Source organism: Sphaerisporangium perillae (assembly GCF_023276435.1).
Taxonomy (GTDB): domain Bacteria; phylum Actinomycetota; class Actinomycetes; order Streptosporangiales; family Streptosporangiaceae; genus Sphaerisporangium; species Sphaerisporangium perillae.
Map to the genome: position 1 here is coordinate 106102 of NZ_JALLPO010000017.1, position 14683 is coordinate 120784.

Annotated in this window: 13 protein-coding genes; 10 read left to right on the forward strand and 3 right to left on the reverse strand. The window is 72.0% G+C overall.

Annotated features, from left to right (window positions below):
* The first annotated feature begins 278 nt into the window (after positions 1 to 278).
* Positions 279 to 1028, forward strand: coding sequence for a class I SAM-dependent methyltransferase (locus MYF83_RS18335; protein ID WP_248961678.1), 750 nt, complete (start codon positions 279 to 281; stop codon positions 1026 to 1028).
* A 105-nt stretch (positions 1029 to 1133) separates the two neighbouring features.
* Here the strand turns inward: MYF83_RS18335 and MYF83_RS18340 are convergent, their stop codons facing one another.
* Entirely contained in the window at positions 1134 to 2507 is a 1374-nt protein-coding gene (locus MYF83_RS18340; RefSeq protein WP_248961679.1) for a TolB-like translocation protein, read from the reverse strand.
* Positions 2504 to 3034 carry a SigE family RNA polymerase sigma factor gene (locus MYF83_RS18345; protein ID WP_248961680.1) on the reverse strand — a complete coding sequence of 177 codons (531 nt, stop codon included), beginning with the start codon at positions 3032 to 3034 and terminating at the stop codon, positions 2504 to 2506. Before MYF83_RS18345 ends, MYF83_RS18340 begins: the two co-directional genes overlap by 4 nt.
* 142 nt (positions 3035 to 3176) lie before the next feature.
* On the opposite strand from MYF83_RS18345, the gene cysC reads away from it, so the two are divergent.
* A complete protein-coding gene (gene cysC / locus MYF83_RS18350; RefSeq protein ID WP_248961681.1) occupies positions 3177 to 4418 on the forward strand; it encodes an adenylyl-sulfate kinase in 1242 nt (413 codons plus the stop codon).
* A gap of 21 nt (positions 4419 to 4439) precedes the next feature.
* Here cysC and MYF83_RS18355 read toward each other — a convergent pair whose 3' ends face one another.
* Positions 4440 to 5444 carry a glycoside hydrolase family 26 protein gene (locus MYF83_RS18355; RefSeq protein ID WP_248961682.1) on the reverse strand — a complete coding sequence of 335 codons (1005 nt, stop codon included), beginning with the start codon at positions 5442 to 5444 and terminating at the stop codon, positions 4440 to 4442.
* A 391-nt stretch (positions 5445 to 5835) separates the two neighbouring features.
* Between MYF83_RS18355 and MYF83_RS18360 the strand changes: the two genes are divergently transcribed.
* From MYF83_RS18360 to MYF83_RS18395, 8 genes are all read left to right on the forward strand, one after another.
* Positions 5836 to 7095: a Wzz/FepE/Etk N-terminal domain-containing protein gene (locus tag MYF83_RS18360; RefSeq protein WP_248961683.1), complete on the forward strand. Its 1260-nt coding sequence runs from the start codon at positions 5836 to 5838 to the stop codon at positions 7093 to 7095.
* A complete protein-coding gene (locus tag MYF83_RS18365) occupies positions 7092 to 8492 on the forward strand; it encodes an O-antigen ligase family protein (RefSeq protein WP_248961684.1) in 1401 nt (466 codons plus the stop codon). The genes MYF83_RS18360 and MYF83_RS18365 overlap by 4 nt, the downstream gene beginning before the upstream one ends.
* Positions 8489 to 9475: a hypothetical protein gene (locus MYF83_RS18370; RefSeq protein WP_248961685.1), complete on the forward strand. Its 987-nt coding sequence runs from the start codon at positions 8489 to 8491 to the stop codon at positions 9473 to 9475. Before MYF83_RS18365 ends, MYF83_RS18370 begins: the two co-directional genes overlap by 4 nt.
* Positions 9472 to 10329, forward strand: a complete 858-nt coding sequence (locus tag MYF83_RS18375; RefSeq protein WP_248961686.1) for a sulfotransferase domain-containing protein — start codon at positions 9472 to 9474, stop codon at positions 10327 to 10329. The genes MYF83_RS18370 and MYF83_RS18375 overlap by 4 nt, the downstream gene beginning before the upstream one ends.
* On the forward strand, positions 10317 to 11801 hold the full coding sequence (locus MYF83_RS18380) for a lipopolysaccharide biosynthesis protein (protein WP_248961687.1): 1485 nt from the start codon (positions 10317 to 10319) through the stop codon (positions 11799 to 11801). The genes MYF83_RS18375 and MYF83_RS18380 overlap by 13 nt, the downstream gene beginning before the upstream one ends.
* Positions 11798 to 12883 (forward strand): sulfotransferase, encoded by a 1086-nt coding sequence (locus tag MYF83_RS18385; protein WP_248961688.1) that lies wholly within the window; start codon positions 11798 to 11800, stop codon positions 12881 to 12883. The genes MYF83_RS18380 and MYF83_RS18385 overlap by 4 nt, the downstream gene beginning before the upstream one ends.
* Positions 12884 to 12999: 116 nt before the next feature.
* Positions 13000 to 13968, forward strand: a complete 969-nt coding sequence (locus MYF83_RS18390; RefSeq protein WP_248961689.1) for a GlxA family transcriptional regulator — start codon at positions 13000 to 13002, stop codon at positions 13966 to 13968.
* Between the two features lie 77 nt (positions 13969 to 14045).
* Positions 14046 to 14672, forward strand: coding sequence for a DJ-1/PfpI family protein (locus tag MYF83_RS18395; protein ID WP_248961690.1), 627 nt, complete (start codon positions 14046 to 14048; stop codon positions 14670 to 14672).
* Positions 14673 to 14683: the final 11 nt, after the last annotated feature.

A 14683-nucleotide genomic window follows, 5' to 3' on the forward strand; every position in this document is an offset into this window, starting at 1 on the left:
CCGCGCGTACCGGCGTACGGCCTTGCCCATCGCACAACATGACTGCACACGCCTGGACGCGGCTGTACACGGCGACACGCGCGACCCCGGTTCGTTGGAGGACCGGGGTTACCCCAAGGCTACTTCCCCCTCGGCACCACCATGCCGAGAACCACCCGTCCATCCGATCAGACCTGACTTGTCATGGAACGCGATCCCGGCGCTCGCCGATAGCGGCGGGCCTCCTCCCGCGAGAGGCGGCCCTTTCGTAAGGTGAATCCATTACAGAAGGAGTCACGATGACTACCCTGAGTCACATGTCAGAGGTTCGATGGTGGCCGGAGACCCATGGCGACGTGTTCTGCCACCGCATCAGGGAGCTCTGGACCGAGCAGCTCGGCCGGCGGCTGGACATCCTGATCGCCGGATGCGGGCGTGGTCACACCGTCGACCTCGAGCGCATCGAGACCAGGGTCATGGGCATCGACGAGGACCTGCCGGTGCTGCGCGCCGCGATCGGGCGCCGCGCCGACCTCGACGCGCGCTTCCTCGGCGACCTGCGGGACGCGCCCCTGCTGCCCCGCACCTTCGACGTCGTGCACGCCGCCTTCCTGCTGGAGCGGGTGCGCAACGCCGAGCTGGTGCTCGACCGCATGGTCAACGCCCTCCGCCCCGGCGGTCTGCTGCTCATCAGGATGCGCGACCGCACGACGGCCTACGGCTTCTGCGACCGGCTGGCGCCGTGGTGGCTGCGCCGGCTCCTGTGGTCGCGGCTCGCCCCGGCGGGCGCCGTCGGGCCGCTCCCGGCCGTCTACGAGCAGGTGGCCTCCCGCGAGGGCATCCACTCCTACTGCCTGATGCGCGGGCTGATGATCGCCGAAGACTATTCGGGGTCGTCCGGTCCGGCGCTGCGCGGCCCGCACGCCAAGCTCGTACGGTTCGTGTGCCGGATCACTCAGAGGCTGTCGGGCGACCGGCTGCCCGCCGGCCGGGACGAGATCACCCTGGTCATCCGCAAGCCGCAGAACCACTTCGCCCGCCTGATCTGACCGCGGCGCCCGCCGCGCCCGGCCGACCCGATCGCGGCGAACGGCGCGGGCGGGCGATGTGGGCGGCATGCGCGCCGCGCGCCGCCCGGCCTCGGCGTCCGGATCTCAGCGGCGGGTCAGCAGGTAATGCCAGCTTCCCGGCCGCTGGCTGTCCCGCATCTCGCCCGAGAGCCGCACGCTCTTAGTGCCGTCGACGGTGACCAGCGCGAGGTAGGCGTCGAACTCGTCCTTGCAGGTGCCCATGCACTCCAGCGCGATCAGATGGTCGTCGTCCGCCCAGGCCACGAGCTGGAGCATCCGCTGCCTGCCGACGACCTTTCCGGTGGCGACCTCCCTGACGGCCGTCTCCGGACCTCTGGGCACCTGCTCCGTGAGCTTCTTCATCTCCTCCGCCGTGTAGACCTTCCCTTGGTCGATGGTCGGGGCGGCGTCGTCGGCGTACAACGCGCCGTTCGGGGAGACGCCCGCCCGCTCCTGCGGCTCGAGCAGCCCCTTGGGCACGTCCTGCCGCCGGCCCTCCAGGTCGTAGAACAGCCTGTTCGGCTGGTCCTTGTCCCCCGCCAACCGGTTGGATTCCCAGATCAACCCGTCAGCGGACCAGTAGAACCGGCCTGCCGGCATCGCCAGATGGCCGATGTCGCTCTTCTGTACGGGCACGGTGTGGAACGACGCCCGCCCCGACGCCACGTCGACGATCTGGAAGCCGGTGCGCCCGGGATCCGGATCGCTCCAGCTGTTCCCGTCGGCGGAGACGTTGACGCGGATCGTCGGGTCCCGCTCATAGGCCGTGGCGAGCAGCTTGGTGCCATCGGGAGACCAGGAGACGTCGGCCACCGGGTGGTCGAGGTCGATCCATCTGACCTCGCGGGTGGTCATGTCCAGCACGCCGATCCGGCGGGCGGGCAGGTCGCGCTCCAGCACGGCCGCGAGCTTCATGCCGGGGGCCACGTCGAGCGCCGCCCAGCCGGTCTCCTCGTAGGTGCCCGTTCCGGGGTTGTAGAGGAACCACCTGTCATGGCGGCGGTCGCTCTTCTTCCCGATCTTCTCCTGCTCCCAGATGTAGTACGCCGGGACCGCCACCTTCCCGGCCGCGATCAGCTTGCCGGGCGGGGAGTTCGCGGTGTCGGTGCTTATCGCGAGCGACTCCGGCAGCGCGCCGGGCTTCACGGGGGTCGGCGCCGCGACCGGCTCCCCCGACGGGCCCTCCTCGGGAGGCTGGGTCGCGAACTTCAGGGCAGGATCGGCAGACGCGGAGCCCTCGGCGACGGCCAGGCGGTGCCCGGTGCCCTCTCCGGACAGGACCTTCGGCACGAGCATCCCCACGGCGACCACGGCGGCCGTCGCCCCGGCGGCGAGCGCCACCGTGTTGACGCGGAACCGGGCACGCCTCCGCAGCGCCCGGTCGGCCAGGCCCTCGGGGACCCGGGCCTCCTTCGACCATTCCCGGAAGGTCTCCGGCAGCAGGGATTCCGGCGTCATGACGTGACCTCCTTGAGCGAGTGGTGTGGCGTGCGGAGATCGGCCAGCTCCGGCGCGGCCGAGCGCAGCCGGGCGATCGAGCGGTGGGCGGTGCTGCGCACCGTCCCGATCGAGCAGCCCATGATCTCGGCCACCTGCGCCTCCGGCAGGTCCTCGAAGTAGCGGAGCACGAGCACGGCTCGCTGCCGCGCGGTCAGCCGGGCCAGCGCGTGGCGCAGGATGAGCTTGGTGTCCGCCGCATGCGTGCCGTCCGGGCCGGGCACGTCGGGGGTGTCCGCGACCACGGTCTCCCGCCGCCGCGACGCCAGCCGCCACCAGCTCACCTGCTGGCGGTACATGGCTCGCCGGACATACGGCTCGGGGTCCTCGATGCGGCTCCACCGGGCGGCGGCCCGTGCCAGGACGGTCTGCAGGAGATCCTCGGCGGCGTGCTGGTCGCCACCGGTCAGCAGGAAGCCCAGCCTCATCAGCGCCGGCGAGCGCGCAGACACGAACTCGCGGAAACGTCGCTCCTCGGCAACGTCCACGATCACCTCCAGAAGTCGATGTCGGCCTTTATGACGCCATCCGCCCGCCCCGGCTATGCCTGCGGTGCCCGCCACCCCGCCGGACCGGTGCCGCCATCCCGCCGGACGTCAATATCCTGTCCCGGTGGGAAACGTGGAGCAGATGACGGCCAACCCTGACCGGACCCTCGAGTGGGTGCCCGACGCGCGCGAGCTCGCCGACCTGGAGCTGCTGCTCTCCGGCGCCTTCGCCCCCCTCACGGGCTTCCTCGGGTCGGCCGACGTCGCCTCGGTCACCGAGAACGGGCGGCTGGCCGACGGCACGCCCTGGCCCGACCCGGTCACCCTCATGGTGCCGCACGACCATCCCGTCTCCGCCGGGCAGGAGCTCACGCTGCGCGACCCCGAAGGCGCCGCGGTCGCCGTCATGAGCGTGACCGAGCGCACGGCCGACGGCCTGGTCGCCGGTCCGGTGAAGTCCCTGGGCGCCCCTGAACACGGCCCCTTCGCGCGGCTGCGGCGCCCACCGGCGGAGGTCCGCGCCGAGCTGGGCGAGCGTCCCGTCCTGGCCGTCACGATGCGCGGGCCGCTGGACGACCTGGACGAGATCACCGCCACGGCCCGCGAGCTGGACGCGGTGATCCTGCTGCTCCCCCTGGCCTTCGGCGAGGGCGGCCCCGCCGTCGTGCGGGCGGCGCTCAAGGCGCGGGACAGGCTGCCGGCCGGCACCTCCGTCGCCGTGGTGCCGCTCGCTCCCCGCGAGCCCGAGATCGACCTGGAGCTGCGCGAGCACGTCGCCACGGCCTACGGCGCCGAGGAGCACCTCGCCGGGCCCGAGCCGGTCACGCTCCCCGGGCCGCCGCACCGGCGCGGCCTGGTGGTCTTCTTCACCGGCCTGTCAGGGTCGGGCAAGTCCACGATCGCCCGCGGCCTGCACGACGCGCTGCTCGAGCGCGGCACCCGCACGGTGACCTACCTGGACGGCGACGTGGTGCGGCGGCTGCTCTCGGCCGGGCTCACGTTCTCGAAGCAAGATCGCGATCTGAACATCCGCAGGATCGGGTTCGTCGCGGCCGAGGTCGCCCGGCACGGCGGGCTGGCCATCTGCGCCCCCATCGCCCCGTACGCGGCGACGCGCGACGAGGTGCGCCACATGGTCGAAGGGGTGGGGGCCGACTTCGTGCTGGTCCATGTGGCCACGCCGCTCGCCGAGTGCGAGCGGCGCGACCGCAAGGGGCTGTACGCCAAGGCGCGGGCCGGGCTGATCCCGGAGTTCACCGGCGTCTCCGACCCCTACGAGGAGCCCGACGACGCCGACCTGACCCTGGACACCACCGGCATGCCGGTCGACCGCGCCGTCGAGCGCGTGCTCGACGTGATCACCGCCGGCGGCTGGATCCGCTGACCACTGGATGGCCTCGGCGCGTCAGCGGTCGGGGACGGGCGTGGAGCTGAAGTACGGCGCGCGCGCCAGCTCGGTGAAGGCGCGCCCGGCGGCGACCGTGGAGTCGAAGCGGGTGTCGCCGCGCGGCGCGCTCGGGGAGTCGAAGTACACCAGCGCCTTGATCTGCGGGTACCCCTTGATCTGCCGGCGCACCGAGTTGAAGAACGAGACCTTGAACGCCGGCTCGTCGGGCCGCTCGAACGCCCCCCACTCGGCCACCATGATCGGCTTGCCGGGGAAGCGCATCTGCGTCCAGCGGTAGAACCCCGGCCAGCCGGCGTGGTCCGCGCGGGTCTTGTCGACCAGGTTGGCGAAGTCGTTCACCCGGCGGTCGGCATAGGGATCGAGGCCGATCCAGTCGACCACGTCGTCACCGGGGTAGAGGCGCTCGAACCAGGGCTTGGTCGCCCAGTTGGGCGCCCCCATGTACGTCATCACGGTGACGGCGTTCCTGACACCGCGCTCGCGCAGGCGCAGCACCACGTGGCGGTACATGGCGGCGTAGTCCTCGGCGGTCATCCCCGACGCCGGGCCCGGGCGCACGTCGTTCTCCGGCTCGTGGTGGATGGTGAGGAAGAACCGCTCCGGCAGCCTGTGCTTGATCCTCTTGGCCACGCGGTCGATGCGGTCGTCGATGGCGCCGTCGGCGATCTCGGCCCAGGTGTCGTGGACGGACGGCTTCCAGTTGATCAGCAGCAGGCGCTTCCTGGCCAGCCTCCGCTCCTCCGGCGTGGGGAACGGGTCGCCGCCCCGGTGGTAGACGTGCACGATGTCGGCCCTGCGGCCCATGCGCTCCTCGGCGGCGGCGATGGCCTGGGAGGGCGGTCTCCCGCCGAAGACGTCCGGCGCCACGCCCCACCACGCGCCGCAGCTCGGGATGAGCTTGGCCGTGGCGACGCAGCCGGGGACGCCGCTCTGGGCCGCCAGGCCGGGGCCGGGGGCGCGGTCTCCCGCCACGGCCTGCTGCTGAGGCTTCACCGACGCCACGGTGTAAACGATCAAACCGCAGCCGACGGCGAGCCCGGTGCCGAAAAACCATATTCCCGCCACTTTGCGCAAGGCAGTCAAACCCCCTTCTAACCATTTCCCCAGAAGGCTGGTATTCACCTTCCCACTAATCGGCGCCGGGCCGCCGGAAACTCGGCGGCCTCCCGGCCGGCATCCCACCACTCAATTACGGAAATATCCGATTATGGCGGTGAGCTGGGACGATGTCTCGTCCAACAAAAACTCCCGTATGCGATCGCGGCCTCTCGCGTTGTGCCTATAGTTCTCTGGATCTGTCCCCGGGAGAGCCGTTCACCATGCGGCCGCCCCACGCGAACGCGAACGGGGCCGATATGCATGACAACCCCGCATCGAGAGGCCTGCCGTTTCCATGAGCCACCCGGCGTCCTCAGTTTCCGGCCCGGCCCCCGGGCGCGAGCTCGCCGAATTCGCCTCGATGCTGGTGCGACGCCGTGTCGCGCTGGCCGTGTTCCTGCTCGCCGGCGTCTGCTGCGGCGGCGTCCTGCTCGCGATGACCCCGCCGTCCTACACGGCGACCGCCGAGGTGCTCGTGTCCCCCACGGGCGTTCAGGACCAGACCAACCAGACCACCCCGCGCCAGCGCGAGCCGCTCAACCTGGACACCGAGGCACAGGTCGCCCGTTCCGCCGTGGTCGCGTCCCGCGCGGCCCGCACCCTCAAGGTCAAGGACCCCGACACCCTCAGAGACCAGGTGTCGGTGGCCGTGCCGCCCAACTCCGCCGTGCTCGCGGTGTCCTACACCGCCGGCGACCCCGTCACCGCAGCCGCCGGCGCCCAGGCCTTCGCCAAGGCCTACCTCGCCAACCGCGAGGCGACGGCCACACGAGCCCTCGACGCCCAGCTCAAGGTGCTGGCCGACAAGCTCCGCGAGGTCGACTCACAGCTCGCCTCCACCGTCTCCGGCCTGCCCCGCACGGCGCCCGGCTCGGCGGCGCGCACCATCGCCGCCCAGCGGCAGAACGTCCTGAGCAGGCAGGTCTACAACCTCACCGTCAAGTACGACGCGCTCAAGACCGTCGCGGTCACCCCGGGCACCGTGATCAGCGACGCCCGCCCGCCCACCTCGCCCGCCCAGCCGAGCCCTCCGCTCTACCTCGGCAGCGGGCTGTTCCTCGGCCTGCTCGCCGGAGCCGGAGCCGCCATGGTCCGCGACCGGTACGACACGCGGCTCAGGACGGCCGCCGACGTCGAGCGGCTCACCGGGCTACCCGTCCTGTGCGAGGGCGAGAACGCCCGCGAGCTGCGCGAGCTCGCCATGGCCGTGGCCCGCCATCTGCGAGACGGCGGCGAGTTGCTCGTCCGGAGCATCTCCCCCGACACCGACCCCGAGCCGATCGCCGACGACCTGCGCGTCGCGCTCACCGGCCTCGCGCCCATCTGGGTGCGCACCGACCAGGCGGCGCGCGCCGACGCCGCCGTGCTCGTGGTCGAGAGTCGCGCGGCCCGGTCCAAGCAGCTCGCCCAGGCCGTCCGGCAGCTCAGGCGCACCGACACCGCGCCGCTCGGCGTGATCCTCCTGCCCTCCCCCGCCGCGTTGCCCCGGGGCGATTCCTCCCTGGCACACGGGCACCACCGCCACCCGACCGACCCCCCTGCCCGCGCCTCGTGAGACCGCCACCCCCCGCCGTCTGGCCGATCGCCGCGTTCCTCCTCGGATATCCCGTGTGGTGGGCGCTCGGCTTCGGCGGCCTGTCGCTCGTCTTCCTCGCCTTCCCGATGGCGGTCGTGCTCTGGCGGCGCCGGCCGATCACGGTGCCCAAGGGCATGGGCCTGTGGACGCTGCTCATCGCCGGATACCTGGTCAGCGCCCTCATGCTGGGCGACACGCCACCCGGCACCTACGGCGACCTCGGCACCGGCCGCGTCCTCGGCTACGCCATGCGGCTCGCGCTCTACGTGTCCCTCCTGGTGATGGTGCTCTACCTGGGCAACCTCACCCCGGAGGAGCTGCCGCAGCGCACGCTGGTGCGCATGCTCGGCGTGCTGTTCGTCACGACCGTGGCCGGCGGGCTGCTCGGCGTGCTCGCCCCGGCCTTCCAGTTCACCTCGCCGCTGGAGATGCTGCTGCCCGAGTGGATCAGCGGCAACTCCTACGTCCGCAACCTCACCCACCCGACGGCGGCCCAGATCCAGCACGTCCTCGGGCACGCCTCCCCACGCCCGGAAGCGCCCTTCGAATGGGCCAACGCCTGGGGAAGCAACATCTCGGTGCTGCTGATCTGGTTCGTCGTCGGCTGGTGGACCTACGGCGGGCCGGTGCGGCGGCTGCTCTGCGTCGCCGTCGCCGGCCTGGCGACCGTTCCCATCGTCTACTCGCTCAACCGCGGCCTGTGGATCGGCCTCGCGATAGCGGTCGCGTACGTCCTGGTGCGTGCCCGCTCGCGCACGGCCCTGGCGATCGGCGTGGCCCTCGCGGCGGCGGCGCTGGCGTTCCTGGCCGGCCCGCTCAGCACCATCGTGGCCCAGCGCCTGGACAGCCCGCACAGCAACCGCATCAGGGCCTTCACGGTCGCCGCCACGCTGGAGGCCGCCACCCACTCGCCGATCATCGGGTACGGCAACACCCGCAACGCCTACGGCAACTATCAGACGATCACCACCGGCAAGACCGGCTGGTGCGCCGAGTGCGGGCATCCACCGCTCGGCAGCGACGGGCAGCTCTGGTTGCTGCTGATCACTCAGGGCTTCACCGGCGCTGTGCTGTACATCGCGTTCTTCGCCGGGGCCGTCCGCCGGTTCTGGCGCGACCGCACTCCCATCGGCCAGGCGGGGACGCTCGTCATGATCCTCGTGCTGCTCTACATGTTCGTCTACGACGGCCTGGTGACCGCGCTGAGCCTCTACCTGATCTCCTTCGCCCTGCTCTGGCGCAACACCCGCACCGACGTCGCGGCAGCAGCCATGACCGCCACGGCACCCACTGCGCCGATGACGATCACCACTCCCACGACACCCATGACGATCATGACGGCGACCCGCTCCACGGCGACGGAGGCGAGCCCGTGAGGGACTCCCGCGCGCGACTGCGCTATCTCGACGAGGTGATCACCGTGCTCTACCCCTCCCCGCCACCGGCCGCCGCCCCCTACCCTCGGGCCGCGTACGCCCTGGTCCCGAGCAGGTTCGTGCCACGGCGCCTGGTCCCGCGCTCGCGCTGGCTGCCGGGACGGCGGCGCCTGCCCCGCTGGACCGGCACCATCGAGGCCTACCTCGGCGAGGTGTTCGGGCAGCGGGTCACGGCGACCATCCGCGTACGGCCCGCGCGGCGCGCCAACCGCAAACCCGTCCTGGAGCTCCGGGGCGCCTCCGGCGGCCTGCTCGCGTTCGTGAAGATCGGCGACACCGACCGCTCGCGGGCGCTGGTCAGGCACGAGAGCGCGACCCTGGAACTGCTGGCCGGCACCCCGATGAAGGTCGTGTCGGCTCCCACCGTCCTGCACCACGGGCAGTGGAACGGCCTTGACGTGCTCGCGCTCTCCCCGCTGCCCACCCGCCGTGGACGGGTCTCCCACGTCCTGCTGGGAAGCGCCGTCCGGGAGATCGCCGCACTGGCCACCGCAGCGCCGGGCGGCGGTTCAGCGGCTGCGTGGCCTGGCGATCATCCAGGGCTCGGTGGAGCGGGTGGTCGCCACTACGCCTGGCACGGCGACTTCTCCCCGTGGAACATGGCCCCCGCGCCCGACGGACGCCTGTCGGTATGGGACTGGGAGCGCTTCGCCACGGGCGTTCCGCTGGGCTTCGACGCACTTCACCACTTCTTCCAGCGCGCGCTGCGCCGGATGCCTCCCCGGCTCGCCGCCGAGGCGTGCCTCGCGCAGGCCGTACGGACGCTCGCGCCCTTCGGGCCGTCGGCCGGCGAGGCGCGGGAGACGGCGGTCCACTACCTGATCACCTTGGCCGACCGGTACGAGCGGGACGGCCACCAGCCGCTCGGACCGCCCTCCGAATGGCTCAACCCTCTCGTCGACCACCAGGAGGTCCTGCCATGAACCGCACCGTGAAGAGGTCCGCGCACGCCTTCTCCCATACGGCCGGACGGCTCACCGTCAGCGGACGGCTCCTGCCGTCCTTCCTGATCGCCGGAGCGCAGCGCTGCGGCACCACCTCGCTCTACCGGGCGCTGGCCCAGCACCCGCTCGTCCTCAAACCGGTGCTCCGCAAGGGCGTCCACTACTTCGACATGGCCTACGACAAGGGTCCTTCGTGGTACCGCGCGCACTTCCCGCTGAAGGCGACCGCGCACCGCCTGGAACGCAGGTTCGGCATCCGCCCGCTCACCTTCGAGTCCTCGCCGTACTACCTGTTCCACCCGCTGGCCGCGCCCCGCATCGCCCACGACCTGACCGGCGTGAAGCTCATCGTGCTGGTCCGCGACCCGGTCGAGCGGGCGTACTCCGCTCACGCGCACGAGGTGGCGCGTGGCTTCGAGACCGAGCCGTCGTTCGAGCGCGCGATCGACCTGGAGCCGCACCGGCTGGCCGGGGAGGCCGAACGGCTGCACGCCGACCCCTCCGCACGCAGCCACGCCCACCGCCACCACGCGTACGTGGCCCGGGGCCAGTACGCCGAGCAGCTCGCGAGGCTGGAGCCACTGGTCGGCCGGGACCGCATCCTGCTGGTCGACAGCGGCTGTCTGTTCGCCAACCCCGAGAGCGTGTACGACCGGGTGCTGGAGTTCCTCGGGCTCCCCCGTCTCGGGGATCCGGTGTTCGAGCGCCACAACGCCCGGCCGCGCCCCTCGGACATGCCGGCGTCCCTGCGCCGGAGACTGTCGGAGCATTTCGCCCCCTGGGACGCCCGCCTCGACCCCTGGCTCGGCGACCAGCCATCATGGCGCCGCTGAACACCCCCGTACCGGCCGGGGGAGGCACGCGTTCGCTGGTCAAGGGAGGTGCGGCCGGGCTGGCCGGGGCGGCCGTCAACGCGGCCTCGCAGTTCCTGATCGTGGTGGCCGTGACCAGAGGGCTCGACGCTCGCACGGCGGGCTGCTTCTTCACCGCGACGACGCTGTGCCTGATGGCCGTGGGCATCCTCCGGCTGGACGCCGGGAACGGGCTGATCTACTTCATCGCCCGATCCCATGGATCCGGCTATCGCGACGTATCACGATTTATCCGCGCGGCAGTGGTTCCCGTGGCCGGCGTGTCCATCGCCGCGACGGCCGTAGTGGTCATCTTCGCCGACCCGATCGGGGCCGCGTTGATGTCCGGCGCCGAGCCGGCCATGCCCGGGGCGGCGTTGACGCCCGGCCCCGAGCCGGCCACGCTCGGCCCGGCGCTCCGCGTGCTCGCCCTCGCCCTGCCCGTCATGGTCTGCGCCGACGTCCTTCTGTCCGCGACGCGCGGCTTCGGCACGATGCGCCCGACCGTGTTCCTGGGCGGGATGCTCCAGCCGGGGGCGCAGCTCGTCCACGTCACGACCCTCGCGCTGACCGGCGTCACCGCCGGGTGGACGCTGTCCGCGGCGTGGGCCGCTCCCGCGCTGCCCGTCCTCGTGCTGAGCGCCCTCTTGCTACACCGGCGGCTCCCCTCCGGGCCGCACATCCCGGACTGCGGACACCGGTTCGGGCAGGTGCCGGAGCCCGGACGCGGGTTCCAGCACGCCCCGGGGCCCGGACGCGAGTTCCGGCGGGTCTCCGGAAGCGCGGGGGAGTTCTGGCGCTACACGGCTCCCCGGGCCCTGGGGGGCGCGGCGCAGGCGGTGTTCCAGCGGCTCGACATCGTCATCGTGGCGGTGCTCGCCGGGCCCGAGGAGGCGGCGCTGTACACCGCCGCCACCCGTTTCAAGGTCGCCGGTCAGCTCGTGAACCAGGGGTTCGCCCAGGCGGTGCAGCCTCGGCTGGTACGGGCGATGGCCGAAGGCGATCTGCGGCTCGCCCGCAGGCTCTACCAGACGACCACGATGTGGCTCGTGCTGCTGACCTGGCCGGTCTGGCTGGGCTATGCCCTGCTCGCGCCGTGGCTGCTGCGGGCGTTCGGCGACGGATATCGGGACGGAGCCGCCGTGGCGGTGGTCCTCGCCGCGACCATGATGCTGGCGACCGCCTGTGGCATGGTCGACGTGGTGCTGATCGCCGCCGGGCACACCGCTTCCAGCATGGCCAACATCCTCGGCGCGATCGCGGTGACCGTCGCCCTCGACGTCGTGCTGGTCCCCTCGCACGGCGCGCTCGGGGCCGCCCTCGGCTGGTCCGGAGGGATGCTGGCCAAGAACCTGCTCCCCCTGTTCAAGATCGCCCGCCTGTACGGGCTGCGCCCCTTCGGCGCCCACAGCCTCCCCTCTCTGCGCCCATGGCGCCCGGAGGAGGCGCGATGAGCACCCCGCCGATCCGCCCTGACGACCTCCCTCCCCCTGCCCCAGGCCCACCACTCCCCCCCACCGGCCCGCGGACCGCCTCCGCCGGCCCGCCGCGCCCCGCTGCGGGTCCACGACTTCCCGCCGCCGGGCCGCCGATTCTGGTCACGGGGCTGCCGCGGAGTGGTACGAGCTGGGCGGGCAAGATGCTCGCCGCCGGTGGGGGTGCGGTCTACGTCAACGAGCCGCTCAACCCGCAGCGTCCACCCGGGCGCTCCCCCGGTGTGCTGAACGCCACGGTGGGCCACCGGTTCCAATACATCTGCCGGGACAACGAGGGGCCGTGGCTGCGCGCCTTCGCCGACACCGTGGCGCTGCGCTACCGGTACGCCGCCGAGCTGGGGCGCAACCGGTCCCCTGGGGATCTGGCACGCCTGCTGAAGAACGCCTCCGCCTTCACGCTCGGCAGGCTGCGCGACCGCCGGGCGCTGCTCGACGACCCGTTCGCGCTGTTCTCGGCGGGCTGGTTCGCCGAACGGCTCGGCTGCCGGGTGGTGCTGCTGGTGCGCGACCCGGTGTCGCTGGCGGCGAGCTGGCGGCGGCTCGGGTGGACGGTCTACTTCCATGAGCTGCTCGAACAACCGCTGCTGGTGCGCGACCACCCGCCGGTCGAGACCCTCCGCCCGCTGGTCGGCTCGCAGGACCGCGTGGCGAAGACCGCCGCCCTGTGGGCCGTGGCACGGGAGGTCGCGCAGACCCTGGCGGAGCGTCATCCGGCCGTCCGCCTGGTGGGCTACGAGGCTCTCGCCGCCGACCCGGTCACCGGCTACCGGGACCTGTACGCGTGGTGCGGCCTGCCCTGGACGCCCGTGGCGGCGCGGCGCGTCGAGCGGGCCTGCACGGCGGCGGGCTCCGCGGACGCCTCCAGGCGCGCCGGCTTCGCCTGGACCGGCCTGTCCCGTACGGCCTACCGGCCCATGGACTCACGCCAGGCCCTGGCCCGCGCCCGTGACGGGCTCACCCTCGAGGAGATCACCCGCGTCGACGCGCTCACGCGATCTCACCGGCGCGGTATCCCCACCCCTTGGACCGACCGGCAATAGAGATCATCCCGGCTGAGCTCGCCGGACCCATTTCAGCGGACCCTGCTCCCTTCATGTCCGTATTGGTGGGGTATGTGGCATTGCTGACATCGCATCGGCTGCTAGATGCTTGATCCATGAACGGCGCTGAGGTGCTTGTGGTGGTTTACGACGGGGTCCAGTTGCTGGATGTCGCGGGGCCACTGGAAGCGTTCGATGGAGCGACCCGGGCCTCAGCGGGCGCTTACCGGGTGCGGCTGGCCTCGCTCGGCGGCCGGGACGTGGTGACGTCGTCAGGCGTACGTCTCGGCGTCGATACGGACCTGGCACGGGTGGAGGGCGCGCCGGATACGCTGCTCGTGGCGGGGGGCTGGGGCCACGCCGCTGCGGTGGGCGACCGCGAACTGGTCGGTCAGGTGCGGCGGTTGTCTGGCGGGGCCCGCCGGACCGTCTCGGTGTGCACAGGCGCTTTCGTGCTGGCCGAGGCCGGGTTGCTGGACGGTCGGCGGGCCACGACGCACTGGGCGTACTGTGCCGACCTGGCCGAGGCCTACCCGGCTGTGACCGTGGAGCCGGATGCGATCTTCGTCCGGGATGCGGGGGTCGCCACGTCGGCCGGGGTCACCGCCGGGCTCGATCTGGCGCTCGCGCTCATCGAGGAGGATCACGGGGCGGAACTGGCGCGCCGGGTCGCCAAGTGGCTGGTGGTGTTCCTGCAGCGGCCGGGAGGGCAGTCGCAGTTCAGCATGTGGTCCCGGGTCCGCCCGTCGGGCGATGACACACTGCGACGGCTGCTCGGCGAGATCGCCGCTGATCCGGCGGCTGATCACTCGGTTCCGGCGTTGGCCGAGCGGCTATCGGTGAGCGCGCGCCATGTCAGTCGCGTGTTCGCGCGGGAGATCGGCATGAGCCCGGGCCGGTACGTGGAGCGGGCTCGTGTCGAGGCGGCACAGGTCCTGCTGGAGATGGGCCGCGACGGTGTGGAGAGCATCGCCCGGCGATGCGGCTTCGGAACCGCCGAGGCCATGCGCCGGGCGTTCCTCAGGGAGATCGGCGTGCCGCCCAGCGCCTACCGCGACCGCTTCGTCGGCACCGCGGCGATCTGACCTCACCGCCCCTTTCCAGAACACCGCTCACCAGGCGCAAGCCATCGCCGACCCATCGTTGACGAGGAGACTTCGCGATGAATGTGGCATTCGTGCTTTATGACCAGATGACCGCCCTGGACATGATCGGCCCCTACGAGGTGCTGGCCGGTCATCCACAGGTGATGCCCCACTTCGTTGCCGCGCGGGCCGGGGGCGTGCGCTGCGACAACGGGCTCACGCTGCAGGCCGACGTCGGTTTCGACGAGATGCCCGCGCCCGAGCTCATCGTTGTTCCGGGCAGTTCGCACTGGCGCAGGGCTCTCGATGACGAGCCCCTGATCGCCTGGCTGGCCGCCACCTGCCCGACGGCCGGGTGCACCGTTTCGGTCTGTTCGGGCTCCACGCTGCTGGCCAAGGCCGGCATCCTGGCCGGCCGCCCGGCGACCACCCATTGGGCGGTGCGGGAAGTCCTTGCCGCATACGGCGCCATCGTCAGCACCGAACGTGTGGTCGTCGACAAGGACGTGATCACCTGCGCCGGGGTGTCGGCCGGCATCGACATGGCCCTGACCCTCGCGGCTCGCCTGTGGGGCGAGTCGACGGCCAAGGCGATCCAACTCGCTCTCGAATACGACCCCCGGCCGCCGTTCGACTGCGGGTCACCGGACAAGGCGCCACCCGAAATCGTCGCCGCCGTACGAACCCTGCTGACAGGTGCGTGAAACAGACACCG